Raw genomic sequence first — 24,828 nt, forward strand, 5'->3', positions numbered from 1 at the left:
CGGGAGGTATCTCTTGAATCACGATCCGCAGGAACTTGGGGTGATTCGCATCATAAGCTGCCGTTCTTCGCTAGATTCTTCCTATGACTACTCATGTGCCCGGCGATGCCCTCGTCTCCCTGAACGCCGTAAATAAGCATTACGGCCAGCTGCACGTTCTGAAGGACATCAATCTGCAGGTCCGCAAGGGCGAGGTTGTTGTGGTCATCGGACCGTCAGGCTCCGGTAAGTCCACCCTGTGCCGCGCCATCAATCGTCTCGAAACCATTGAAGCCGGCACTATCAGCATCGACGGAAAGGTCCTTCCCGAGGAAGGCAAGGAACTCGCACAGCTCCGGGCCGACGTCGGAATGGTCTTCCAGTCGTTCAATCTTTTTGCACACAAAACCATCCTCGAAAACGTCACCCTTGGCCCCATTAAGGTCAAGGGCGTTGCGAAGGGAACTGCGGACAAGGACGCCATGGCGCTCCTTGAGCGGGTGGGCGTCGGCCACCAGGCTCCGAAGCTCCCCGCCCAGCTGTCCGGCGGCCAGCAGCAGCGCGTTGCGATCGCCCGTGCCTTGGCCATGAAGCCCAAGGTCATGCTGTTCGACGAGCCCACCTCGGCGCTGGACCCCGAAATGATCAACGAGGTCCTGGACGTGATGATCCAGCTGGCCAAGGAGGGCATGACCATGATCGTGGTCACCCACGAGATGGGCTTCGCCCGCAAGGCCGCAGACCGCGTGGTCTTTATGGCGGACGGCCAGATTGTCGAGGACGCCACCCCCGAGGAGTTCTTCACCAATCCCAAAAGCGACCGCGCCAAGGATTTCCTCTCCAAACTCCTCACCCACTGATTCACCTACGAACAAACACTCTCAGTTCGCATCCAGGCCGTGACCCACGGCCATCAATGAAAGGAATGTCATGAAGGCATTTATGACCCGGCGGAAGTCATTCTTTGTGGCAGCTACCGCTGCCCTCGCCCTGTCCCTGAGCGCCTGCGGCGGAGGCGGAGCCGGCACCACCAGCGACCCCACCGTGGCCGAAAAGCCTACGTTCGCCGCCGGCACTACCATGGAAAAGCTCGCCTCGGCCGGCACCATCAAGATCGGCACCAAGTACGACCAGCCGCTCTTTGGCCAGGTGGGCCTGGACGGCAAGCCTGTCGGGTTCGACGTCGAAATGGGCAAGCTGATCGCCGCCAAGCTGGGCATCGCCGCTGACAAGATCGAATGGTCGGAGACTGTTTCGGCCAACCGCGAACCGTTCATCGAGCAGGGCAAGGTTGACCTGGTGATCGCCACCTACACCATCAACGACAAGCGCAAGCAGGTTGTCAGCTTCGCGGGGCCTTACTACGAAGCCGGCCAGGCCCTGATGGTGAACAAGGACAATGACACCATCAAGACCCCTGAGGACGTTGCGGGCAAGAAGGTCTGCTCGGTTACCGGTTCGACGCCGGCCGCCACCATCGTGGACAAGTACAAGGCCGAACTCGTCCCGGCTGCCACCTACTCCGCCTGCCTCGAGCCGCTGCGCAACAAGCAGGTCGAAGCCATCACCACCGACAACGTGATCCTCGCCGGCTTCGTGGACAAGGAACCGGACGCCTTCAAGCTCGCTTCGGATGAAACCTTCACCAAGGAGCCCTACGGCATCGGCCTGAAGAAGGATGACACCGAGTTCCGCAACTGGATCAACGACCAGCTGGAAGCATTCCAGGAGGACGGGTCTTACAAGAAGGCCTGGGAGGCTACCGCAGGGGCAGTCATCAAGACTGCCCCTGAGCTGCCCGCGCTCGACCGTTACTAGGTAATTCAGTGGTTGCCGGGGCTGCACAGCGGCCCCGGCAACCACTGTCTCCACCCGTCCACGCCCAGAGCCGAAGGATCCAATGGACGTCATTCTTGAAAACCTCCCCCTGTACTGGAACGGTTTTCTCCGCACACTTTTCCTTTCCGCAGTTTCCGGCGTCATCGCGCTGGTGCTGGGGACCCTGCTCGCGGCAGCCAGGGTTTCCCCGGTGGCTGCGCTCCGCGGCTTCAGCACGGTTTATGTGGAGGTTCTCCGCAACACTCCGCTGACCATCGCCTTCTTCTTCGCAGCGATTGTCCTTCCCCGGCTCGGAGTGAAATTCGAGCAGTTCGAGATCGCTGCAATTATCGCGCTCAGTACCTACACCGCAGCGTTCATCGCCGAAGCTGTCCGCTCAGGTGTCAACAGCGTCCCGGTGGGCCAGGCCGAAGCCGCCCGCAGTATCGGCATGAACTTCGGGCAGGTCCTGAACCTCATCATCCTGCCGCAGGCCCTGCGGACCGTGGTCCCGCCGCTGATCAACATCCTGATCGCCTTGGTAAAGAACTCCTCTGTGGCCGGCGCCTTCTTTGTGCTCGAACTGTTCGGCTACGGCCGGCAGCTGGCCAACGCCAACGGTGATGCCGTGATCCCCGTCCTGCTGGGTGTTGCGTTCTTCTATCTGCTCCTCACCGTTCCGCTGGGCATCCTTGCCAGCACGGTGGAACGAAAGGTGGCGATTGCCCGATGAGCTCTGTCCTTTATGATGTTCCCGGCCCCAAAGCCAGGCGTATTTCCCTGATTGGATCGATCGTAGGTTCCCTGCTGATTTTGGGCCTGCTGGCCTGGATCATCATGACCTTCGCCCAGCAGGGCATATTCGAAGGCCGCCGTTGGCAGATCTTCACCCGGGCCGACGTGTGGACACTCCTGGCCAACGGTCTCGGTGCAACGCTGAGCGCCGCGGCCCTGGCGGCAGTCATCGCATTCCCCTTGGGACTCCTGCTTTGTTTGCTGCGCATTTCCGATGCGGCCTTTATCCGGATTCCTGTCCGCGTGGTGCTGGAATTCCTGCGCGGCATGCCCGTGGTCCTGATGATGCTGTTCGTCCTGTTGGGCTTCGGCACTTCGCCGTTCATTGCCGTGGTCACAGGCCTCGTGCTCTACAACTCGGCAGTGTTCGCAGAGATCATCCGTGCCGGTATCCAGTCGCTCCCCAAGGGGCAGCGGGAAGCCGGGCTGGCCATAGGCCTGACCAGCTTCAAGTCCCGCATGCTGATCGAACTGCCGCAGGCCATCCGGCGGATGATGCCTTCGCTGGTGGCACAGATGGTGGTGCTCCTGAAGGACACGTCGCTGGGCTACATCGTGGCGTACGGCGAGCTCCTGCGCGCCGTTCAGGTGATGGCGGACTTCCTGGGCACGCAGTTCCTGTTCCCCATCTTCTTTGTGGCGGCCGCGATCTACATCGCCATCAACATCTGCGTCTCGAGGATCGCAGTGTGGATCGAGCGCCGCGGGTCCAAAAAGGCGGCCGGCGGAACGGTCAAAGCCGAACCCGCCGCAATTGAGGCCGGAGCCCCCTAAGCTCCCAGCTAAAGTGTGATGGCCCGGATCCTCGGATCCGGGCCATCACTTTTTAACGTCTACCCAGCCAGCCAATCCTGCAAAGCCTGCAGGCACTTCCGAATGGCGTCCGCATGCACGTGTTCGTGGTCCTTATGGGCCAGCAGGGGGTCCCCCGGCCCGAAGTTCACCGCCGGGATTCCCAATTCGCTGAAACGCGCGACGTCGGTCCAGCCGTATTTGGGCTTAGGCTCGGCTCCGACTGCGGCAATGAACGAAGCTGCGGCAGGGTGCTGGAGCCCGGGGCGGGCACCGGCGGCGGCATCGGTTCGGACCACCTTAAAACCTTCCAGGAGTTCCCGCACCACGGCCTCCGCCTGATCCGGCGACTTGTCCGGGGCGAAGCGGTAGTTTATTTCCACCACGCACCGGTCAGGGATGACGTTACCGGCGGTGCCGCCGTTGATTTTTACCGCATTCAGGCTCTCGCGGTAGTCCAGGCCATCCACGTTGACGGTGGCCGGTTCATAGGCCGCCAACCGGGCCAGGATTGGTGCCGCCGCATGAATGGCGTTGCTGCCCATCCACGCGCGGGCGGAGTGGGCTGCCTCGCCCACCGTTGTTGCCTCAAACCTGCTGGTGCCGTTGCACCCGCCCTCCACTGTGCCGTCGGTAGGTTCCAGCAGGATGGCAAAGTCGCCGTCGAGCAGGTGGCCGTGGTTGCGCACCAGCCGGCCCAGGCCGCTCTTCACGGCCTCCACTTCCTCGTGGTCGTAGAAAACAAAGGTCACGTCCCGCTTTGGGGTGGCCCCGTCGTCGAACATTGTGGCCGCCAGGGCGAGCTGCACGGCGACGCCGCCCTTCATGTCGGTGGCGCCTCGGCCGTACAGGATTCCCTCCCCGGGGACGCCGGACTCCCAGCTGGAGGGGACCGTTCCCTTGGACCCTTCGGTCAACGGCAGCGGAACGGTGTCCAGGTGGCCTGCGAGGATGACTCGTTCCTGGTTGCCCAGCTCCGTGCGGGCAATGATCGAGTCGCCGTCGCGGACAACGTGCAGGTCCGGAATGGTCAGCAGGGCCGATTCAACGGCATCGGCCAACGCAGTCTCATTTCCGGACACGCTGTTGATGTCCATGATGGCGGCGGTCAGGAGCGCAACATCCTGGCGGAGGTCTAGCTGAAGGGCGGGAGATTCCGGTGCGGTTTCGGCAGTCACGAAGCCAGTCTAGTTCGGAGCAGGTCCCCGGCCCTCGATAGACTGGAGCCATGACTGAGACTGCTTCCTCCGCTGTGCCCGAAATCCAGAACGCCCCCACCGAAGAACGCTCCGCCTACGGCTTCGGCGTGGCCACCATTGCGTCTGCCAAAGGCAAAGAAACAGGTGATGCCACCGTCCTGGACGTCTGGTACCCGGCGCCGGCCCTGGGTGTTGCCGCAGAACACCTGCGTGCAGTGGAGAACGCGGACGAGGCCCTCACCAGCATCGCCGAGGCCGGAACCGATGAGGACCGCGGCACCGAGCAGAAGGTGGTCTTTGTCCAGATCAACCTCGACGAAGCCCCGGCCGACACCGCTGACGCCTACCTGCGCCTGCACCTCCTCTCGCACCGCCTGGTCCGGCCGAACAGCATCAACCTGGACGGCATCTTCGGCAAGCTGCCTAACGTCGTGTGGACCAACTTCGGGCCCGCCGCGGTGGAGGGCTTCGAACTGACGCGTGCCCGGCTGCGCCGCCGCGGTGCCGTCACCGTGTACGGCATCGACAAGTTCCCCCGGATGGTGGACTACGTTGTCCCCACCGGTGTCAGGATTGCCGACGCCGACCGTGTCCGCCTGGGTGCCCACCTGGCGGAAGGCACCACCGTGATGCACGAAGGCTTCGTCAACTTCAACGCCGGAACGCTGGGCACCTCCATGGTTGAAGGCCGGATTTCCGCCGGCGTGGTGACCGGTGACGGCAGCGATGTCGGCGGCGGAGCATCGATCATGGGCACGCTATCCGGCGGCGGCAAGGAGAAAATCACCATTGGCGAGCGGGTCCTGCTCGGTGCGAACTCCGGCGTGGGCATCAGCATCGGCGACGATTCAGTGGTGGAAGCCGGCCTTTATGTCACGGCAGGAACCCGCGTGCGGGTACCGGGTCCCAAGGACGAGGTGGGCGAAGACACCACCAAGATCGTGAAGGCCGCGGAACTCTCCGGTGTCCCCAACCTGCTGTTCCGCCGCAACTCCACCAGCGGTGCGGTGGAGGTCCTTCCCCGTGCGGGCCAGACCGTGGAACTGAACGACGCCCTGCACGCCAACTGATTTTTATGGCACGAAGCCGCGGCCTGCGCCGCCTCCTGGTGATGCTGCTCGCCCTCGCACTGGTGGCGTGCGGCGTCTATGCGGCGGTATTTTTTGTGCAGCGTTCCGAGACCCTCGTTTCGGAACGCTGCATCGCCGTCGTAGGTGGAGGAACGGCAGAGCTGGCACCTGACCAGGCCGTATACGCTTCCCTGATTTCCGCCGTCGCTGTCCAGCGGGGACTCCCGCCGCGGGCCGCGAGCATCGCACTGGCCACCGCAATGCAGGAGTCCAAGCTCCGGAACATCGCCCACGGAGACCAGGCAGGCCCTGATTCGCGGGGGCTGTTCCAGCAGCGTCCCTCACAGGGCTGGGGAACCGAGGCGCAGGTGATGGACCCTTACTACGCAGCCAACGCCTTCTACGACGCACTGGTCCAAATTCCGGACTATGAGTCGATGGAGATCACGGAGGCGGCGCAGACGGTCCAGCGGTCCGCCTTCCCCACCGCCTATGCCCAGCATGAGCAGATGGGACGCTCATTTGCCTCCGGACTGTCAGGCCAGACGCCCGAAGCCGTCGAATGCACGCTCCGTTCCGCGGTTGCTGCCGGCGACCCCGTCGCCGTGTCAGCCGAACTGGTCCAGGCCTACGGTCCGCTGGACACGGCAGTGGAGGGCCAGACCCTGGTGGTGGAGGCCAGCGGCAACCAGGCCTGGTCGGTAGCCCAGTGGGCCGTCGCAAACGCCAAGGGCTACGAAGTGACGCAGGTGCAGGTGGCAGGACGCAGCTGGGACCGAGGACAGCGGAACGGCTGGCAGGAATCAACGGCCGCTGACGGGCAGGTCCGGATCACGGTTTCACCGGCCATCGCCTAAGGCGCCCCCTGCCAGCTGTGTTCTAAGCCAGGATCTCCACCACGGGCTGGACGTAGCTGCGGAACAGTTCAGGCTGGCCCATCAGCTGGTGGCTCATGATGATCTTGTCCGGCTCCAGGTACCAGGCCCGCTGCTCATTCAACGGCAATTCGATAATGGTCAGCTTGAAGTCGCGGGCGTCCCGCCCCACTTCCAGCAGTCTGTCATCCACCATGTCTTCCAGCAGCTGGTCCGCGCCGATGGCAGCGCGCTCCGCTTCCAGCTCGGCGTACTCACTCCTGCGCTCCCGCGCCCAGGTGAGGGCAGAACCGAAGTGTGCCTGGAGTACGCGCTGCAGGGCGGGCGAATTACCAAAAGCCTCAAATTCGGGCGGCGACAGTTCAGGCGACGTCTGAGGATGGGCCTTGAGCAGCTGCGCCCACCAGGCCTCCCATTCCGTCTTGAGCACGCTCAAACCACCAACGTCCGCGGTGAGGTGGGAGTGGTCCGCATGGCGGATTTTCGGAGCAGCGTGGGACAGGGCCGGATTGCCCGCGCCGTCCAGCCCGGCTGCATCGCGGACATACAGGGCGATCATCATTGGCCCGGACGTATCGGTGGTGATCTGCCACCCGGAACCGCCTGTTTGGTGCATCCGAAATCCTTCCCTGGCGTGCTGCTACCGGGCCTGTTGATCCGGTTCCACGCCCCCCCGGTTATCAGTCTATTCCCCCACGTTGCCGACGTTAACGGCAGTCACGACTCCAGCCCCTCAAGGTGCCGCTCCAGGACATCGAGGCACATCCGGGCTGTCATCCAGCCCGGCTGGAGCAGGGCATGCATGCACAGCCCGTCAAGGGTCGCCAGAAGCCTTTCGGCCTCCACCACCAGTATCTCCTCAGGCTCATCTGCAGGCACCAGGGTGGTGACGACACGTCCCACCAGGGCAGCGACCTCCCGGTGGCTGCGGTCCGCCTCAGCTCCCAGGAACGGCTTGATTCGCGCGGCATTGCGGAAGGCCATCCAGACGCAGGCCTCCACAGCCCGTTGTTCATCCAGCGGGAGCAGTTCGCTCAACAGTGTTAAAACGGCCCGGCGGTGTTCAGCGCTTGCCGGCGGGGTCTTCTGCAGGGCGACCAGGGCCCGGTCCAGCCTGGCCACAATACTGTCGATGACCCTGGCGAAGGAGTAGGCGAGGAGCTCCTCGCTTCCCGCGAAGTAGTGGCGTACTGACCCGACGGCGAGTCCCGCCTCGTCTGCCACTTCCCGCAGTGATGCCCTTTCGAGCCCGTCCACCGCGATGATCCGCCAGACCGCTTCAACCACATCCTGGCGCCGGGCTTCGGCATTGACTATTTTAGGCACTATTCTTTTTAGCACAACCGTGCTCAATAGCATGGCCAAACCACCGCCGCCTGGTAAGTAAGCGCGTTGTCATGCTGCCCGTCATCCGGGACACACCGGCGGAACGGTGCCCGGTTGGGATAGCGTTGGAGGCATGAAAATTCTGGTCACAGGGGGCACCGGTTACATCGGTTCCCACACTGTTCTGTCCCTGCAGGAAGCCGGCCATGACGTGGTGGTCATCGACAACCTCGTCAACTCCAGCGAAGAGTCGCTTCGCCGGGTTGCGGAGCTCACCGGCAAGACCGCCGAGTTCCACGACGCTGACCTGGTGGACGAAGCCGCCGTGGAGAAAGTATTCACCGGTAACACCATCGACGCCGTAATCCACTTCGCCGGGTTAAAGGCTGTGGGCGAGTCAGTGCGAGAGCCGCTCAAGTACTACTACAACAACCTGGTGGGGACCCTGAACCTCATCCGGGTCATGGACCGGCACAACGTCCGCTCCATTGTCTTCAGCTCCTCCGCCACTGTCTACGGCGAGCACAACCCCATCCCCTACGTGGAAAAGATGGAGATCGGGGCCAACAACCCCTACGGCCGCACCAAGGAACAGATCGAGGACATCCTCTCGGACCTGGGATCCGCCGACAGCCGCTGGCATATAGCCCTGCTGCGCTACTTCAACCCCGTTGGGGCGCACCCCTCCGGCCGGATCGGCGAGGACCCCCAGGGCATCCCGAACAACCTGGTGCCCTTCATCGCCCAGGTGGCCGTGGGGCGCCGCGAAAAGCTGATGGTGTTCGGGGGCGATTACGACACCCCGGATGGCACCTGCCTGCGCGACTACATCCACGTCGTGGACCTGGCCGAAGGCCACGTGGCCGCCCTGAACCATGTGGCGGACCGCGCCGGCGTCTTCCGCTGGAACCTCGGCTCCGGCAAGGGCTCTTCGGTGCTGGAGGTCCTCCGCTCCTTCGAGAAGGCAGTGGGAAAGCCCATCCCCTACGAGATCACGGGCCGCCGTGCCGGCGACCTGCCGGCCTTCTGGGCCGACGCCACCTCAGCCCTGGCTGACCTCAGCTGGTCCACCACCAAGACTGTGGATGAGATGTGCGAGGACCACTGGCGCTGGCAGAAAAACAATCCCCAGGGCTACGCCTCCTAGCATCGATTGCTCCGTAACGGGCCTTTAGGAGCCCCATAAGGGCCGTTACGGAACAGCGGATGTGATTAAAGACGTCGGCCGCCCACCTCTGAGAGGTGGGCGGCCGACGTCGTACTTCAGGCTATGCAGAACAGGAGGCTACCGGGCCGGGTAGTCCCGCTCGGGCTCGCCGATGTAGAGCTGCCGCGGGCGGCCGATCTTGGTGTTCGGGTCGCTGATCATTTCGCGCCACTGGGCAATCCAGCCGGGGAGGCGGCCGATGGCGAAGAGCACGGTGAACATCTTCTCCGGGAAGCCCATGGCCTTGTAGATGAGGCCGGTGTAGAAGTCGACGTTCGGGTAGAGCTTGCGCTGGATGAAGTAGTCATCGTTCAGCGCCTTCTCTTCCAGGCGCAGTGCGATGTCCAGCAGTTCGTCGTTGCCGCCGAGCTTGGTGAGGATCTCGTGGGCGGTGGCCTTGACGATCTTGGCGCGCGGATCGTAGTTCTTGTAGACGCGGTGCCCGAAGCCCATGAGGCGGACGCCGTCTTCCTTGTTCTTGACCTTCTCCATGTAGTCCTCGGGCTTGGTGCCGTCGGCCTGGATCTGGCGGAGCATCTTCAGCACTGCCTCGTTGGCGCCGCCGTGGGCGGGCCCAAACAGGGCGTTGATGCCTGCCGAAACGGACGCGAACAGGTTGGCGTTCGAGGAGCCCACCAGACGCACCGTGGAGGTGGAGCAGTTCTGCTCGTGGTCCGCGTGCAGGATAAGCAGGAGGTCCAGGGCCTTCGCGACCACCGGGTCAACCTCGTACTGCTCGGCCGGAAGCCCGAAGCTGAGCCGCAGGAAGTTCTCCACGAGGTTGTGCGAGTTGTCCGGGTACAGCATGGGCTGGCCGATGGACTTCTTGTGCGCGTAGGCCGCGATCACCGGGAGCTTTGCCATCAGGCGGATGGTGGAAACTTCCACCTGCTCGGCGTTGAACGGGTCCAGCGAGTCCTGGTAGAAGGTGGAGAGCGCCGAAACGGCTGAGGACAGGACGGGCATGGGGTGCGCGTCGCGCGGGAAACCGCCGAAGAAGCCCTTGAGCTCCTCGTGCAGCAGCGTGTGCCGGCGGATCTTCTGGTCGAATTCGTCCAGCTCGGTAGGCGAGGGCAGGTTGCCGTAGATCAGCAGGTAGGACACCTCAAGGAAGCTGGAGTGCTGTGCCAGCTGTTCGATGGGGTATCCGCGGTAGCGCAGGATGCCAGCATCGCCATCGATGTAGGTGATAGCCGAAGTTGTGGCTGCTGTGTTCATGAAGCCGGGGTCAAAGGTGACTGCGCCCGTCTGCTTCAGCAGTTTGGAAACGTCGTAGCCTTCGTTTCCTTCAACAACCTGGATGCGCGGCAGCTCGAGCTCGCCTCCTGCATGGTGCAGGGTCGCGGCATTGTTGGTCTCAGTCATGGAGTCCCCTTCATGAGGCGCCTGGGCCTCTGTCGAAAGCTTGATCCAACATCAGGTGAGCCGCGCACGAAGCCTGAGAACACAGGTTCCAACACCCGGGCTGCCTTCTTGTAGAAAGCCACCATTGATAGTCACTTAAAAACTACCGCTCCTTGGCGGGTGCCACTAATCCGCGACGGTTGAAAAAGCCCTAAAACGAGGCGGATGTGGCGCGAGTCACAGCATTGTTACGATGCGGCACCCAGGCGGGCTACAGCTGCGTCGATCCGCTCGTCGGTACCGGTGAGGGCCACCCGGACATAGCCGTTGCCTGCCTCGCCGTAGAAAACGCCCGGGCCCACCACAATGCCACGCTCCGCCAGCCGCGCCACGGTGTCCCAGGTGCTCTCCCCCGCCGTGGACCAGAGGTACAGCCCGGCGTCGGATTCCTTGATCTCCAGGCCAAAGTCCAGCAGCGCCGGGACCAGCCGTTCGCGGCGTCCGCGGTACAGGTCCTTCTGGGCCTCCACGTGCGCGTCGTCGCCCAATGCCACCCGCATGGCCTCCTGCACGGGATAGGGCACGATCATGCCCGCGTGCTTGCGGCTGTTGACGAGGTTGGGCATCAGGTCCGGGTCCCCGGCCACAAACGCTGCCCGGTATCCTGCCACGTTGGACTGCTTGCTCAGCGAGTACACAGCGAGCAGGCCCTGATGGGATCCACCGGCCACCCGGGGATCCAGGATGCTGGGGACAGCCTGGCCGCCGCGCTGCACGTCCCAGTCGCCCCAGCCAAGTTCCGCGTAGCATTCGTCTGACGCCACCACGGCACCCAGTTCCCGCGCCTGCACCACGAGGGCCTTCAGGGATTCGACTCCCCTGACGCTGCCCGTCGGGTTCCCGGGGGAATTGACCCAGATCAGCCGGACACGTGAGCGCGTGGCGTCGTCCAGCTCGTCAAGGTTGTCAGTTGCAACGGAGGTGACGCCGGCGAGGGTGGCGCCGATATCGTACGTGGGGTAGGCAACTTTGGGGCGGACGACGACGTCGCCTGGCTTCAGCCCCAGCAGCAGCGGCAGCCACGCCACCAGCTCTTTGGAGCCCACCGTGGGCATGATGTTCCGCGGGTCGAGTCCAGCCACTCCCCGGCGGCGTTCAAACCATCCGGCGATGGCTTCCCGGAGCGCGGGTGTGCCATGGACTGTGGGGTATCCGGGCGCATCCGCGGCGGCCTTCAAGGCTTCCTGGATCAGCAGGGGCGTGGGGTCCACCGGGGTGCCGATGGACAGGTTGACCGCTCCCCCGGGGTGCTCCGAGGCCTTGGCGAGATACGGCGCCATGGCCTCCCACGGGTAGTCGGGCAGGTCGAGGCCGAACGTATTCACTGCTGCGGTCACGGTTCCAGCCTGCGTTAGTGGTCTTGGTTCTGCGGCGGCAGTGCGGCAATCATCGGGTGGTCCTTGCCGGTGTTGCCGACCTTCGCCGCTCCGCCGGGTGACCCGAGGTCGTCGAAGAACTCCACGTTGGCCTTGTAGTAGTCGGCCCATTCGTCCGGGGTGTCATCTTCGTAGTAGATGGCCTCAACGGGGCAGACGGGCTCGCAGGCCCCGCAGTCCACACACTCGTCCGGATGGATGTACAGCGAACGCTCACCCTCGTAGATGCAGTCGACGGGGCACTCCTCAATACATGCCTTGTCCTTGACATCTACACACGGCTGCGCGATTACGTACGTCACGTCCCTTGCCTCTCCACGTTGGTTCCGGCATCCCGCCGGCACTTGCATCCGGTAACTTGGCCGGACCCTGACATCTGAGCCTATTATCTCCCGGCCCTTTCCCGCGAACCTAGCCGGGACCCTTGTGTGAAGCCACTTAGTATGAAGTAGTGAGCCTGCCTGCCCCGACACCTGCCGGATTCCTTGCCGCTGCCGCGCCCGGCACCCGAGTAGTGGTGCGATACCGCATCGACGGCGGCCTCACCGACGCCCTGGGCGATCTGGTGGCCTGCGACGCCGGTTCCGTCACTGTCCGCACGCGCCGGGCCGCCGTCGTCATACCCCTGGACCTGGTTATCGCGGCCAAGGAAGTCCCCCCGGCCCCGGAGCGGCGCCGCCCTCCCAGCCGGGCTTGAGCAGGGCGCCAGCAGTTTAGGCAAAGAAAAAGCCGGAACGACGGCGGAAAATTCCGCCTGCCGTCCCGGCAAGTTCCATCGGCCCGGAGGCTGGTGTTGCTAGACCTTTGCGCGTGCGCGGTTGGCCTTGGAACGCTCGTTGGTGTCCAGGATGACCTTGCGGATGCGGATAGCCTCCGGGGTTACCTCGACGCACTCGTCCTCGCGGGCGAATTCGAGGGACTCTTCGAGGGTGAGGTCGCGCGGGGGCGTCAGGTTCTCGAAGGTGTCGGAGGAGGCTGCACGCATGTTGGTGAGCTTCTTTTCCTTGGTGATGTTGACGTCCATGTCATCGGCGCGGGAGTTCTCGCCGACAATCATGCCCTCATAGACCTCGGAGGTGGGCTTCACGAAGAAGGAACCGCGCTCCTGCAGGTTGATCATGGCGAACGGCGTCACAACACCTGCGCGGTCGGCGATCATCGAACCGTTGGTGCGGTACTCGATGGGGCCGGCCCAAGGCTCGTAGCCCTCGGAGATGGATGCTGCGATGCCGGCGCCGCGGGTGTCCGTGAGGAACTTGGTGCGGAAGCCGATCAAGCCACGGGCGGGAACGATGAACTCCATCCGGCACCAGCCGGTGCCGTGGTTGGCCATGTTGGTCATGCGGCCCTTGCGGGCTGCCATGAGCTGGGTGACGGCGCCGAGGTACTCTTCCGGCACGTCGATGGTCATGTGCTCCATGGGCTCGTGGATCTTGCCGTCGATGGTCTTGGTGACAACCTGCGGCTTGCCCACGGTCAGCTCGAAGCCTTCGCGGCGCATCTGCTCCACGAGGATGGCCAGGGCCAGCTCGCCACGGCCCTGGACTTCCCAGGCGTCGGGACGCTCGGTGGGGAGAACCTTGATGGAGACGTTACCGATCAGTTCCTTGTCCAGGCGGTCCTTCACCTGGCGGGCGGTGACCTTGGCGCCCTTGACCTTGCCGGCCAGCGGGGAGGTGTTGATACCGATGGTCATGGAGATCGCGGGATCATCCACGGTGATCAGCGGCAGCGGCTGCGGGTTCTCGGCGTCGGTCAGGGTTTCACCGATGGTGATTTCTTCAATACCGGCGACGGCGACGATCTCACCGGGGCCGGCGGATTCGGCCGGGACGCGGTCCAGGGCCTTCGTGGCCAGCAGTTCAGTGATCTTGACGTTCTTCAGTTCACCGTTGGCGCGTGCCCAGGCAACGGTCTGGCCCTTGCGCAGGGTGCCGTTGTAGATGCGCAGCAGTGCCAGGCGGCCCAGGAACGGGGAGGCGTCCAGGTTGGTGACGTGCGCCTGCAGGACACCTTCCGGGTTGTAGGTGGGAGCCGGGATGTGCTCAATGATGGTCTTGAACAGCGGCTCGAGGTCCTCGTTCTCCGGGGCGGTGCCGTCGGTGGGCTGTTCCAGGGAGGCGCGGCCAACCTTGGCGGCAGCGTAGACAACGGGAACTTCGAGGATCTTGTCCAGGTCAAGGTCCGGAACTTCGTCGGCCAGGTCAGAGGCCAGGCCCAGGAGGAGGTCCATGGACTCGTGGACGACTTCCTCGATGCGGGCATCGGGACGGTCGGTCTTGTTGACGAGCAGGATGACGGGAAGGTGCGCGGCCAGGGCCTTGCGGAGCACGAAGCGGGTCTGCGGCAGCGGGCCTTCGGAAGCGTCAACGAGGAGGACGACGCCGTCGACCATGGACAGGCCGCGCTCCACCTCGCCACCGAAGTCGGCGTGGCCGGGGGTATCGATGACATTGATGGTGATGGTCTCGCCCTTGGAGGACGGACCGTTGTAGGCCACAGTGGTGTTCTTGGCCAGGATGGTGATGCCCTTTTCGCGCTCGAGGTCACCGGAGTCCATCACGCGGTCTTCGAGGTGGTTGTGCTCGGCAAATGAGTTGGTCTGCTTGAGCATGGCGTCGACCAGGGTGGTCTTGCCGTGGTCAACGTGGGCCACAATCGCGACGTTGCGGAGGTCACTGCGTGATGCAGTGGCTACCGCGGTGTTGGTGGTGGTTTCAGACATGCGTAATGGCTCGATTCAGTGGTGAAAGTCAGCTGTTGTATCGCGACATTTCCAACTGGAACGCACGACGATCAGGCCCTTAGCACAGGGCGCCTTCCTCAATTCTAGCCGCAGAGCCGTTTATTGGCCTAAATTTTTCGAGGCCGCCCGGGTCCGGCGGGCGCTCAACGGCCACGTCACGGACGAAATTAGTGAGAAAAATCACTGGCCATTCCTACTGCCGTGCCACATGATTGCTCTGACACTCAACGCACGCCCGAAAGACACCAGATGCAAAAAGCCTTGGCCCGGACCCGCTTTGCCGCATCCGGAGCCGCCGCCGTTATCGCGGTGTTAAGTGTTATTGCCTTGTCGGGTTGCGGGGTGCCGGCCCGGCCCTCCGCCGTCCCACCGTTGCAGGCTGCAGCCGCGGGACAACGGGGAACTGTGGCCCTGGATACCGGCGGTACGGCTGCCCGTGTCCTGAACCCGGCGAACGGGCGGCTTGAGGCAGTTGTCCCCGATATCAGCAGTGTGGTTCTTTTGATCGGGGATTCGCAGTCGGAACCGCTGGACGGCTGGCCCCGGCAGGGTCTCGCCGCTGCAGGGTACAAAGTGTACTTCGGCGGGCGCGGCGGCACTGGATTCGTGGCCGCCAACGGCAAGACAGGGAACTACATTGACGCCCTGTTGCGTGGTGACTGGCTGCTCCCCGCGGGCACGCCCGCCCTAATTGTCCTCCAGGGCGGCGGCAACGATGCTGCCGGCGGAGCATCCGACAGCCAGATCGCCAACAACGCCGGGCGTCTGATCGCGGAGCTGCAGGCCCGCTACCCGGGAACCAGGCTCGCGATGATTGGCACTTTGGCCCGGGGCAGGGACAACGGGGGCGGCCGGCGCACCGAAGTCGATGCCCTGCTGGGATCGGTGGCCGCGCAGCATAGCCTGCCCTTCGTCTCTGTGGGCGACTGGCTCACGAGGCATGGCCTGGTTAGAGACCTCGCCGACGCAGTACACATGAATTCCAGTGGCCGGGAGGCACTCGGTGCCCTCCTGGCACGCAGCCTGCGCGAGCTGGGCCTGGAGCGGAAACCGTCAAGTGTTCAGGGTGAAAGCAGTTGGAGCCGGAGCCAGCAGGCTCCGGCTCCAACCGGTGAATAAGAAGGGCCGCTAAGCCACTTCGGGCGGAAGCATCAGCTTCGCGCCGGGGATGGCGTTGAGCAGTGCCTTCGTGTACTCCTGCTGCGGCGCTTCGAAGACGTCGTCCGTGGATCCGGTCTCCACCAGGCGCCCCTTCTCCATGACACAGACGTGGTCGGCGATCTGCCGCACCACCGCAAGGTCGTGGGTGATGAAAAGGTAGGTCAACCCCAGGTTGGACTGAAGGTCAGCCAGCAGGTTCAGCACTTGGGCCTGGACCAGGACGTCCAGTGCGGACACTGCTTCGTCACAGATGATGACTTCAGGATCCAGGGCCAGAGCACGGGCGATCGCGACACGCTGCCGCTGCCCGCCCGAGAGCTCGTTGGGGTACCGCCGCATGGTGGACTGGGGCAGCGCCACTTGGTCCAGCAGTTCACGGACCTTCTTTTCCCGGCTGGCCTTGTTCCCGATCTTGTGGACCCGCAACGGTTCCTCAATGGTCCGGAAGATGTTGTACATCGGGTCCAGGGAGCCGTAGGGATCCTGGAAGATGGGCTGCACCCGGCGCCGGAACTTGAAGAGTTCCGAGGGCTTCAAGACGGAAGTGTCGACGCCGTCGAAAAGGATCCTGCCGTCTGTGGGCTTCTCAAGCTGGAGCACCATCTTGGCTACCGTGGACTTGCCGGAGCCCGACTCCCCCACGATCGCCGTCGTGGTTCCCCGAAGGACATCGAAGCTCACGCCGTCGACCGCCGCAAAGTCCGACGATCTCCCCAGGCCCTGCCGAAGCTTGTACACCTTCCGCAGATCCTGGATCTGCAGCACGTTGTCGGCAGCAAGGGCCTCCGCAGCCGGAGCCAGAAGATCCGCTGCCTCCACGCCCTGTTCCTTGGCAACCTGGATCCTTCGGCTGGCCAGGGAGGGTGCAGACTCGACGAGCCGCTTGGTGTAGGGGTGCTGCGGGTTCTGCAGCAGCTCCAGGGATGGCCCGGACTCCACCACTTGCCCGCGGTACATCACCACTACTTTGTCTGCGCGCTCGGCAGCGAGGCCAAGATCGTGTGTGATCAGCAGGACAGCCGTTCCCAGTTCGGAGGTCATGCCCTCGAGGTGGTCCAGGATCTGCCGCTGCACCGTGACGTCCAGCGCCGACGTAGGTTCGTCGGCGATTAGCAGCCTCGGCTGGCAGGACAGGCCGATGGCGATCAGGGCCCGCTGCCGCATTCCGCCGGAGAACTCGTGCGGGTACTGCTTGGCGCGCCGGTGGGAGTCCGGCAACCCGGCCTGGGACAGGACCTTGGCGACGTCCTCGGGGCCACTCGGACGGCCGTTGGCCTGCAGCGTTTCCTTGACTTGGTAACCGATTTTCCATACCGGGTTGAGGTTGGACATGGGGTCCTGGGGCACCATGCCGATGGTGTTGCCGCGCAGTTCGATCATCCGCTTTTCGGGTGCGTGCGAGATGTCTTCGCCGTCCAACAGGATCTGCCCGCCGGAGACCCTGCCGTTGCCGGGCAGGAGGCCGATGGCAGCCAGAGCGGTGGTTGACTTTCCGGACCCCGACTCGCCCACGATTGCAACGGTCTCACCTGGCATGATGGTCAGGTGCGCGTTCCGGACAGCATTAACTTCCCCGTTGCTGGTGTCGAACGTGATGGCAAGGTCCCGGATTTCCAGCAGGGGACGGTCCGCCGGTGTTCCGGCTTCAGTAATAGTGACATCGGACGTAGTCACGTGTGCCTCCTTCATCGCTGACGGCTCTTCGGGTCAAGAGCGTCGCGCAAGGCATCGCCCAGCATGATGAAGCTCAGGACTGTGATGGACAGGGCGGCAGCCGGGTAGAGCAGCACGGCCGGGTTGGTGCGGAGTGATGACTGCGCCGCAGAAATGTCATTGCCCCAGGACATGATGCTGCCCGGGAGCCCGATGCCGAGGAACGACAACGTGGCCTCCAGCACGATGAACACACCGAGCTCCATCGTGGCCAGCACGATGATGGGCGCGAGGGCGTTGGGCAGCACGTGCCGGATCAGGCTCTGGATCCTGGACACACCCAGCGAACGGGCGGCCGTGATGAAGTCGGCATTCCGGACTTCGATGACCGCACCGCGGGTTAACCTTGCCATCGTGGGCCACGCCAGCAGCACGATGATCATGATGACTGTCCACACACTCTTGTTTTCCCGGAAGAACGGCAACTGGGTAACCACCAGGGCACCGAGCACCAGCGGGAGTGCGAAGAAGATATCGCCGAGGCGGGCAATGACTGCGTCAACCCAGCCGCCGTAGAAACCGGCCAGCGCACCGAGGGTCACACCGATGAGGAGAACGCCGATGACGGCGAAGACACCCACCATGACGGAAGCCTGCGTGCCGTAGATGACGCGCGCGTACACGTCGCAGCCCTGGAAGGTAAAACCGAACGGATGGCCGGCCGACGGTGCGCCGTCCGAGTTGGCCAACTGGCAGTTGTCGTTGGGCGCTGTCTGGGTGAACAGGCCCGGGAAGAACGCCACAATGAGGATGATCAGGATCATCACTGCCGCGACGATGAACAGCGGACGACGGCGGAGCTTCCGCCAGGCGTCAGCCCACAGGCTCAGCGGGGCCTGGTCAGTCTTTACCGCGTCCGTTGCCAGCAAAGGGGTCTCCTCGAAGGGGGCAACGAAATGCGTAGTGTCTTGGTTACTTTTCATAGCGAATCCTCGGATCAAGCCAGGCGTACAGCAAATCAACCAGCAGGTTGGCGATAACGAAGACCAGCACCAGCACACTCACAATGGCGACGACGGTGGGTCCTTCGCTGCGGAGAATCGCCTGGTAGAGCTTCTGCCCCACGCCGGGAACGTTGAAGATGCCTTCGGTAACAATGGCTCCGCCCATCAACCCGCCAAGACTTGCGCCCAGGTAGGTGACCACGGGGATCATCGAGTTCCGGAGGATGTGCGCCATGACCACGCGCGGCCGGGACAGTCCCTTCGCAGTCGCGGTACGGACGTAGTCAGCCGTTGAATTTTCGATCACCGACGCCCGGGTGAGGCGAAGCACGTAGGCGAAGGACACCAGGGCAAGCGCGAAGGCCGGAAGCAGCAGGGTGTCCCAGCCGACGTCCGTGCCGACCGTGGGTTTGGCCCAGCCGAGGTAGACGCCGAAAACCAACTGCAGGACGAAGCCGAGCACAAAGATGGGAATGGCGATGACGACGAGCGAGGCGAGCAGCACTGAGGAGTCGAAGATCTTGCCCTTGCGCAGGCCCGCGATGAGGCCGAAGCCGATGCCGAACACTGCCTGGATAACCAGCGCTTCGATGGCGAGCATCACGGTGACGGGAAAAACACGGCCCAGGGTTGCCGCGATGGGCTGGCCTGTGAAGTCGACGCCCAGGTTGAACGTAAAGAGGTTTTTGAGGAACAGGCCATACTGGACCCAGAACGGCTGGTCAAGGTTGTACTGCTGGCGAAGGGCTGCGATGACAGCTTCGCTCGGCGGGCGCTCACCGAAGAGTGCCCTGACGGGATCGCCGGGAAGGGCAAACACCATGAAGTAGACCAGCAGGGTGGTGCCCAGGAATACGGGGATGACTTGGAGCAACCGCCGGAGAATGAACCGGATCACAGCACACCCTCCGAGGATTTTGGAGATGTTGGGAAATTCATGTGGGACAGCTTCCTGCCGGTATCAAGGCTATGGGGGCCCGGCTGTTGCCGGACCCCCACTAGCTATTTGAGTTGGACGGTCTCAGAACTACTTAGCGGTGATGTTGTAGTACTGAATGACACCGTTCCAGCCGCTGTCCACGTTGGTGACGTTCTGGCTCCACACGACCTGGCGTGCGGAGTACCACAGCGGGAGGTTGGGCAGGTCCTGGAAAAGGACCTCCTGGGCCTCGGTGAACTTGGCGTTGGCGTCGTCCGTGGACTTGGCGCCCAGTCCTTCGTTAAGGAGCTTGTCGAACTCGGGGTTCGTGTAGCCCTCGTAGTTGGCGCTGGCACCGGTCTTCAGGAGCGGGCCGAGGAAGTTGTAGAGCGACGGGTAGTCGGCCTGCCAGCCTGCCCGGGTGAAGCCGGGGAGTGTCTGCGCCTCGCGGAGGTCGAGGATCTCAGCGAACTTGGCGAACGGCTGTCCCTCGGCCTGGATGCCCAGGTTGTTCTTCAGGTTGTTGGCAACGGCGTCGATCCATTCCTTGTTGCCGCCATCGGTGTTGTAGGCGAGCTGCAGGGTTTTTCCTGCGGGCCAGGGGCTGATGGCGTTGGCCTTTTCCCAGGCTTCCTTTGCCTTGGCGGCATCGAACTTCAGGACCTCGGATCCCTCAACGTTCTCGTTGTAGCCATCCACAGCCGGGGAGGTGAAGTCCTTGGCCGGGATGCGGGTGCCGCTGAAGATCACCTTGGTGATTTCGTCACGGTTGATCGCCATGGAGATGGCCTGACGGCGCAGCTTGCCTGCCTCACCCTGGAACTCGGGCAGGTAGCCCGGGATGTTCAGGGTGGAGTTGCCGGCATACGGCTTGTTCAGGTGGTTCTCGGGGAAGTCCGTGGTGTAAGTCTTCAAGGCGTTCGTCGGAAGGACGTCCGTAACGTCCAGGTTGTTGGCCTGGATGTCAGTGTAGGCGGGAGCCGGATCGGTGTAGAACTTGAAAGTCACACCGCCGTTCTTGGCTACACGGGGGCCGGCGTAGTCCTCGTTCTTGACGAGTTCAATCTGGCTGTCGTGCTGCCAGGCGCCTTCCTTGGCCATCTTGTAGGGGCCGTTGCCAATCGGGTTTTCGCCGAATGCCTTCGGATCGGCGATCGCCTGGGACGGGAGCGGCATAAAGGCGGTGTAGCCAAGGCGCAGCGGCCAGTCGGCTTCCGGCTGGGTCAGCTTAACCTCAATGGTCGTGTCGTCCTTGAGGACCAGGCCGGAGAGGGTCTTCGCAGTGGGAGCGGGAACTTCGCTCTCGCCTTGCTTCTTGGTGGCGCTGACGGCGTCGTAGCCTTCAATCGACTCAAAGAAGCTGCTGTTGGACTGGGCGTTGGTGCTCAGTGCAGCAAAGTTCCAGGCGTCAACGAAGCTCTTGGCAGTGACTTCCTCACCGTTGGTGAACTTGGTGCCGGTCTTGACCTTGATCGTGTAGTTCTGGCCGTCCGGTGATTCGATCGACTCGGCCAAGGCGTTGACTGACTTGCCACTGGGGTCGTAGCTGGTCAGGCCTTCGAAGAGAAGTTCGACGACGCGGCCGCCGTAAACTTCGTTGGTGTTTGCCGGCAGCAACGGGTTCTGTGGTTCGTTGCTGTAAGCGGTGATGACCTTATTGGGGTCGCCAGCAGACTGGCTGGCACCCTCATTGCTGCCGCCTCCAGCGCCGCAGCCGGTCAGGGCGAGCGCGGCGATAGCCACGATGCCCAGTGCTTTGGAAGTGCGCGCAAAACGCATTCCGCCTCCTATGAGTTGTGGGAGAAAACGAGGGGAATCTTTGCTTCCCCGCAGGCGAGACGCAGCTAGCAACTGTGACGCAACCTACATATACGAGTAGCCTAACCGCACGAAGTCCAGATACTGGTACTCCGTTGCCAAACCGTGACCGGCACGGTTCAATGCCTTAGCCGGTCAACGGAAGTTGTGCAAGTCACATGCTACTCGCCGGTAGGCTGAACAGCGAATTGAAAATGTGAACCCGAACACGCGACCTGCGGCAGACGTACAGCAGCTCCTAGGCCAGCCGCCAGTCCCAGACGTTCCACCAGACCCCCAGGGTGCCCGGACTTGGTTTCACCCCGGTAATCCGGGCGCTGAAAGCTGTGGTGCCCACGGTCTGGTACAGCGGCAGGCCGTAAGCGTTCTCCCACACCTGCTTATCAATTTCCGCCAGGAGCTCGTCCTGTTTCGCCAGGTCAGTGGTCCCGGCGAGTTCTTGCATGACCCTGTCCGCGTCGCCGTCGGAGAATCCGTTGAAATTGCTGCCTGCGCCGGTGCGGAAGATCTGCGGGACGCGGCTGACACCTACTCCGGAGCCGATCCAGCCGAGCAGTGCCGCGTCGTACGCGCCGCCACCCAGGGCCTTGGCCCAGTCGGCGTTGCCTTGTCCGGCGTCAACCACCTGGAAGCCTGCCAGCGCCGCCGAGTCCCTGATCAGGGCAAAAGCTTCAGCGCGGTTGGGGTTATCGCGGTTGTAAAGGATGCGGACGGTGGGGGTTTCTCCATCCAGGAGCGCCCGTGCGCCGTCTATGTCCACCTCGGCATAACCTGCGGAGCCATTGTTCTTGGCGGTATCTTCGTACTTTGGCTGCCCGGGCAGGAAGACGTGCGAGTCGAGGGGCGTTGCATCGGGCAGCAGGTCCCCGACGACGGCGTCAACAATGGCTTGGCGCGGCACCGTCTTCAGGAAGGCCTCCCGGACGTCTTCCCGTACGAAGGGCCCGGAGAAGTTCAGGTCCAGGTGGTCATACCCGGACTGGTTGTACCGCTCAACAGTGTTGCCCTGCCCGGCGAGGCCGGTGAACAGATCATCGGTACCCGCTGAGGGCTGGGGCGAGATGATGTCCACCCGCCCGTTCCGCAGGGCATCCACAGCCGCCGGCACGGCGCCGGTAAACCGGATGTTGATCTCATCGAGCCACGGCTCCTGGCCCCAAATGTAATCCCGGTTGCGGACCAGCCTCATGGAAACTCCGGGGACGATGTCCCGGACGATGTACGGCCCGCTGGAGAGGTAGACAGCGGGATCATCAGGAAGTCCCTTGGTATCGAATCCGGAGTTCCAAAAGTCGCTGACCTGCTTCAGCGCAGAGTTGACCGCCGGCTCTTCGACGTCCCCACGGGGTGAGTCCTTAATCAGGTCGATGAGGTCCTCCTCATCGTTCAGGCCGCTTTTCGCGGCCACCACGTGCGCCGGCAGGCCGACGTCGAACCCCACTTCCCAGTCGGCGTACGGCAGGGTGTACTCCAAAGTGATGGAACGTCCGTCCGCTCCGACCTCGGGAAGAACTGTTCCTGCCAGCCCGCTGGTGTCGGCGGCGGTGGAGAAATACTTGGTGCCGGTCCCGGCCATCGGATCGGCGTCGTCGAAGTAGCCTGAGCCGGCAGCCCAGCTCAGCAGGAGGTCGCCGGCGTCGATGGCTTCGCCGTCAGACCACGTGACGCCCTCGTTGACGGTGTACCTCACCTTGAGCGGCTCGTCCGAAACCTTCTCGAAGCGCCCGAACTTTTCGTTGCGTACGACTGTGGACGAAGCGTCAAGGTAGTAGAACCCTGAGTGGGTGATGTGCCCGACCTTCGAGTTGATGTCCGTGTTGCCGTCAGTGCTGTAGGGATTGAAGGAGGAGAACGCGTTGACCTCGGCAACGGTGGCGCTGCCACCGCGCTTGGCCTCCCCCACCACCACGGGCGTGGTGCCTCCGCTGCTTGAGCAGCCCGAAAGCACCACGGCAGCCGCTACCGCCGCGGTGATGGCCTGCATTAGACGCCTGACCGGCATGCCGCCTCCTTGTTTTCCTTCTGCGGGAGGGGCTCCTGGAATTGCCAGGATCACGCCCTGTACTCAGGATAAGGCGTCTGGCGGCGCGATCGTCGACGCCGTTCGCAGCAGCCGTGTTGCCTCCTGCCCCACGCCCAGCAGCGCTTCAGCACGTCGGCGGTGCTCCCGCCGCTTGTCCGGGTCCATCTTGTCGAGCAGCGAGACCACCATCCGCGAGCGCGGATTCCTTTCGAAGACCTCCCTGTGGTCATCAATGAAGGTCCAGTACAGCCCATCCCAGTCAAGCATCCATTCCCCTGCCGGCAGGTCCGACATCTTTCGGAGGTAGTTGCTGCCGGAAACGTAGGGTTTCGTGGTGATCTCCTCCCCCACAGCGAACTGGCTCATTGCATACACGTTCGGGACCATCACCCAGTCGTACGCGTCGATGAAGAGTTCCATGAACCATTCGTAGACGTCGTCGGGATGGATCCGCAGCAGGGACATCGCGTTGCCCAGGACCATCAACCGCTCAATGTGATGGGCATACCCGGTGGCAAGGACGCGGGAGATCACCATGTCCACAGGCGCAAGCCCCGTGCCGGCATCCCACCACCCTTCCCCCAGTTCGTTCTTGTGATTCAACCGGTTGGCGGTGCGCATCTGCCGACCGCGGGTCCGGTACGTGGCGCGCATGTACTCCCGCCAGCCAATCACCTGCCGCACGAAACCCTCAAGGGAGGCGAGCGGAGTGTCCGGCCCCGCACCGTCGAGCACCTCCTGCAGGACCTGCCGGGGGTCCAGCAGTCCTATGTTCAGGGCCGGTGTGAGCAAGCTGTGGGAAATGAACGGATGCACAGCGGAGATCGCATCCTCATAGGGTCCGAAGTCGTCAAGGCGTTCGCGGACGAATTCCTGCAAATGCTTGTGTGCTTCGTCGGCGCTCGTTGGCCAGGCAAACAGGTGGGGGTCACCCGGAGCGTCCGGGAACTCCTCCGCCACCCAGGCAATCGCCTGGGCGACGTCGTCGGACGCCCCGTCTCCGGCACCGGCGGCATGGTCGCTGAGCCCTTCAAGGTCGAAGGTCCCCTCCTGCCGCAGGACGGGATGGCGCGCAAACCGGCCAACGGTGCGGGGCGTGTACCCGCGGGGGAGCTTTTTCCGGTTATCGGCGTCAAAGGACCATTGCCCACCTGCTGGTTCCCCGCCGTCGACAAGAACGTCGAGCCGGCGGCGCTGCCACACGTAAAAATCGTGCATACGGGACGCATTGTGGGCAAACCAGCCATCGATCTGTCCGCGGCCGGTAAGGAAGTTCGGCGTCTCCAGCACGTCCTCTTCGCGCATCCGGTAACCACCGTCGGCCAGGCCGGCAAACAGGTCCTGCTCAAGCCAGTCATCCACCACGTCGAACCATGTCACCTGCGCCGGGCGTCGGTGACGCACGAGTTCTGCGAGCCGGTGGCGGGAGCTGCGGCCGGCCTCACTGCCGAGGACCACAACTTCGTGGCCTTTCCCGCTCAGACGGCGCGCAAACCGGCTCATTGACGCGCGGTGCAGGACCAGCTTGTGGGAGTGGAACGAATACTGGCGAAAGAGCAGGTCATGCTCGATGAGCACAAACACGGTGCCGTTTGCCGCATCAAGATGCTGGTAGAACAACTGATGCGGCAGAACAAGGCGCAGGTGCGGGCCGGAAGTCATT

22 protein-coding genes are annotated in these 24,828 nt (G+C 63.4%); 9 read left to right on the forward strand and 13 right to left on the reverse strand.

Annotated elements, in window-relative coordinates; genetic code table 11:
- The first annotated feature begins 83 nt into the window (after positions 1 to 83).
- From CXQ88_RS01645 to CXQ88_RS01660, 4 genes are all read left to right on the forward strand, one after another.
- On the forward strand, positions 84 to 839 hold the full coding sequence (locus CXQ88_RS01645; RefSeq protein ID WP_104042423.1) for an amino acid ABC transporter ATP-binding protein: 756 nt from the start codon (positions 84 to 86) through the stop codon (positions 837 to 839).
- A gap of 70 nt (positions 840 to 909) precedes the next feature.
- Positions 910 to 1,797, forward strand: a complete 888-nt coding sequence (locus tag CXQ88_RS01650) for a glutamate ABC transporter substrate-binding protein (RefSeq protein ID WP_104042424.1) — start codon at positions 910 to 912, stop codon at positions 1,795 to 1,797.
- 82 nt (positions 1,798 to 1,879) lie between these two features.
- Complete coding sequence (locus tag CXQ88_RS01655) at positions 1,880 to 2,530, forward strand: amino acid ABC transporter permease (protein ID WP_102974984.1); 651 nt, start codon at positions 1,880 to 1,882, stop codon at positions 2,528 to 2,530.
- The gene (locus tag CXQ88_RS01660; protein ID WP_104042425.1) at positions 2,527 to 3,366 is read left to right on the forward strand and encodes an amino acid ABC transporter permease; all 840 of its coding nucleotides are present in this window, start codon (positions 2,527 to 2,529) and stop codon (positions 3,364 to 3,366) included. The genes CXQ88_RS01655 and CXQ88_RS01660 overlap by 4 nt, the downstream gene beginning before the upstream one ends.
- 59 nt (positions 3,367 to 3,425) lie before the next feature.
- On the opposite strand, the gene dapE is transcribed toward CXQ88_RS01660, so the two are convergent.
- Positions 3,426 to 4,562, reverse strand: coding sequence for a succinyl-diaminopimelate desuccinylase (gene dapE, locus CXQ88_RS01665; RefSeq protein ID WP_104042426.1), 1,137 nt, complete (start codon positions 4,560 to 4,562; stop codon positions 3,426 to 3,428).
- 50 nt (positions 4,563 to 4,612) lie between these two features.
- Here dapE and dapD point away from each other — a divergent pair, with 50 nt between their 5' ends.
- Together dapD and CXQ88_RS01675 are read left to right on the forward strand one after the other, a co-directional pair.
- Positions 4,613 to 5,653, forward strand: coding sequence for a 2,3,4,5-tetrahydropyridine-2,6-dicarboxylate N-succinyltransferase (dapD, locus tag CXQ88_RS01670; protein ID WP_104042427.1), 1,041 nt, complete (start codon positions 4,613 to 4,615; stop codon positions 5,651 to 5,653).
- Between the two features lie 5 nt (positions 5,654 to 5,658).
- Entirely contained in the window at positions 5,659 to 6,510 is an 852-nt protein-coding gene (locus tag CXQ88_RS01675; RefSeq protein ID WP_104042428.1) for a hypothetical protein, read from the forward strand.
- Positions 6,511 to 6,532: 22 nt separating this feature from the next.
- On the opposite strand, the gene CXQ88_RS01680 is transcribed toward CXQ88_RS01675, so the two are convergent.
- Positions 6,533 to 7,144: a hypothetical protein gene (locus CXQ88_RS01680; protein ID WP_104042429.1), complete on the reverse strand. Its 612-nt coding sequence runs from the start codon at positions 7,142 to 7,144 to the stop codon at positions 6,533 to 6,535.
- Positions 7,145 to 7,245: 101 nt separating this feature from the next.
- Positions 7,246 to 7,854, reverse strand: a complete 609-nt coding sequence (locus tag CXQ88_RS01685; RefSeq protein ID WP_104042430.1) for a TetR/AcrR family transcriptional regulator — start codon at positions 7,852 to 7,854, stop codon at positions 7,246 to 7,248.
- 133 nt (positions 7,855 to 7,987) lie between these two features.
- On the opposite strand from CXQ88_RS01685, the gene galE reads away from it, so the two are divergent.
- Positions 7,988 to 9,001, forward strand: coding sequence for a UDP-glucose 4-epimerase GalE (gene galE / locus CXQ88_RS01690; RefSeq protein ID WP_104042431.1), 1,014 nt, complete (start codon positions 7,988 to 7,990; stop codon positions 8,999 to 9,001).
- A gap of 138 nt (positions 9,002 to 9,139) precedes the next feature.
- Here galE and CXQ88_RS01695 read toward each other — a convergent pair whose 3' ends face one another.
- The 3 genes from CXQ88_RS01695 to fdxA form a co-directional block, all read right to left on the reverse strand.
- Complete coding sequence (locus tag CXQ88_RS01695; RefSeq protein WP_104042432.1) at positions 9,140 to 10,426, reverse strand: citrate synthase; 1,287 nt, start codon at positions 10,424 to 10,426, stop codon at positions 9,140 to 9,142.
- A gap of 227 nt (positions 10,427 to 10,653) precedes the next feature.
- The gene (gene dapC, locus CXQ88_RS01700) at positions 10,654 to 11,802 is read right to left on the reverse strand and encodes a succinyldiaminopimelate transaminase (RefSeq protein WP_104042433.1); all 1,149 of its coding nucleotides are present in this window, start codon (positions 11,800 to 11,802) and stop codon (positions 10,654 to 10,656) included.
- 14 nt (positions 11,803 to 11,816) lie between these two features.
- Positions 11,817 to 12,143 carry a ferredoxin gene (gene fdxA, locus CXQ88_RS01705; RefSeq protein WP_050685972.1) on the reverse strand — a complete coding sequence of 109 codons (327 nt, stop codon included), beginning with the start codon at positions 12,141 to 12,143 and terminating at the stop codon, positions 11,817 to 11,819.
- Between the two features lie 149 nt (positions 12,144 to 12,292).
- Here fdxA and CXQ88_RS01710 point away from each other — a divergent pair, with 149 nt between their 5' ends.
- Positions 12,293 to 12,538 (forward strand): putative acetyltransferase, encoded by a 246-nt coding sequence (locus tag CXQ88_RS01710; protein WP_104042434.1) that lies wholly within the window; start codon positions 12,293 to 12,295, stop codon positions 12,536 to 12,538.
- Between the two features lie 99 nt (positions 12,539 to 12,637).
- Here CXQ88_RS01710 and typA read toward each other — a convergent pair whose 3' ends face one another.
- A complete protein-coding gene (gene typA, locus CXQ88_RS01715; protein ID WP_104042435.1) occupies positions 12,638 to 14,566 on the reverse strand; it encodes a translational GTPase TypA in 1,929 nt (642 codons plus the stop codon).
- A 270-nt stretch (positions 14,567 to 14,836) separates the two neighbouring features.
- Here typA and CXQ88_RS01720 point away from each other — a divergent pair, with 270 nt between their 5' ends.
- Positions 14,837 to 15,706 carry an SGNH/GDSL hydrolase family protein gene (locus tag CXQ88_RS01720; RefSeq protein ID WP_104042436.1) on the forward strand — a complete coding sequence of 290 codons (870 nt, stop codon included), beginning with the start codon at positions 14,837 to 14,839 and terminating at the stop codon, positions 15,704 to 15,706.
- A gap of 9 nt (positions 15,707 to 15,715) precedes the next feature.
- Here CXQ88_RS01720 and CXQ88_RS01725 read toward each other — a convergent pair whose 3' ends face one another.
- From CXQ88_RS01725 to CXQ88_RS01750, 6 genes are all read right to left on the reverse strand, one after another.
- Positions 15,716 to 17,437, reverse strand: coding sequence for a dipeptide ABC transporter ATP-binding protein (locus tag CXQ88_RS01725; protein WP_373637682.1), 1,722 nt, complete (start codon positions 17,435 to 17,437; stop codon positions 15,716 to 15,718).
- Positions 17,434 to 18,384 (reverse strand): ABC transporter permease, encoded by a 951-nt coding sequence (locus tag CXQ88_RS01730; RefSeq protein ID WP_104042438.1) that lies wholly within the window; start codon positions 18,382 to 18,384, stop codon positions 17,434 to 17,436. The genes CXQ88_RS01725 and CXQ88_RS01730 overlap by 4 nt, the downstream gene beginning before the upstream one ends.
- On the reverse strand, positions 18,374 to 19,303 hold the full coding sequence (locus CXQ88_RS01735; RefSeq protein WP_104042439.1) for an ABC transporter permease: 930 nt from the start codon (positions 19,301 to 19,303) through the stop codon (positions 18,374 to 18,376). The genes CXQ88_RS01730 and CXQ88_RS01735 overlap by 11 nt, the downstream gene beginning before the upstream one ends.
- A gap of 129 nt (positions 19,304 to 19,432) precedes the next feature.
- Positions 19,433 to 21,103, reverse strand: a complete 1,671-nt coding sequence (locus tag CXQ88_RS01740) for a peptide ABC transporter substrate-binding protein (RefSeq protein ID WP_104042440.1) — start codon at positions 21,101 to 21,103, stop codon at positions 19,433 to 19,435.
- A gap of 277 nt (positions 21,104 to 21,380) precedes the next feature.
- Positions 21,381 to 23,144 (reverse strand): ABC transporter family substrate-binding protein, encoded by a 1,764-nt coding sequence (locus CXQ88_RS01745; protein WP_104042441.1) that lies wholly within the window; start codon positions 23,142 to 23,144, stop codon positions 21,381 to 21,383.
- Between the two features lie 63 nt (positions 23,145 to 23,207).
- A complete protein-coding gene (locus CXQ88_RS01750) occupies positions 23,208 to 24,827 on the reverse strand; it encodes a cryptochrome/photolyase family protein (RefSeq protein WP_104042442.1) in 1,620 nt (539 codons plus the stop codon).
- Between the last annotated feature and the right edge of the window lies 1 nt (position 24,828).

Origin of the sequence: Arthrobacter sp. ZGTC412 (assembly GCF_002929215.1) — a bacterium.
GTDB lineage: Bacteria > Actinomycetota > Actinomycetes > Actinomycetales > Micrococcaceae > Arthrobacter.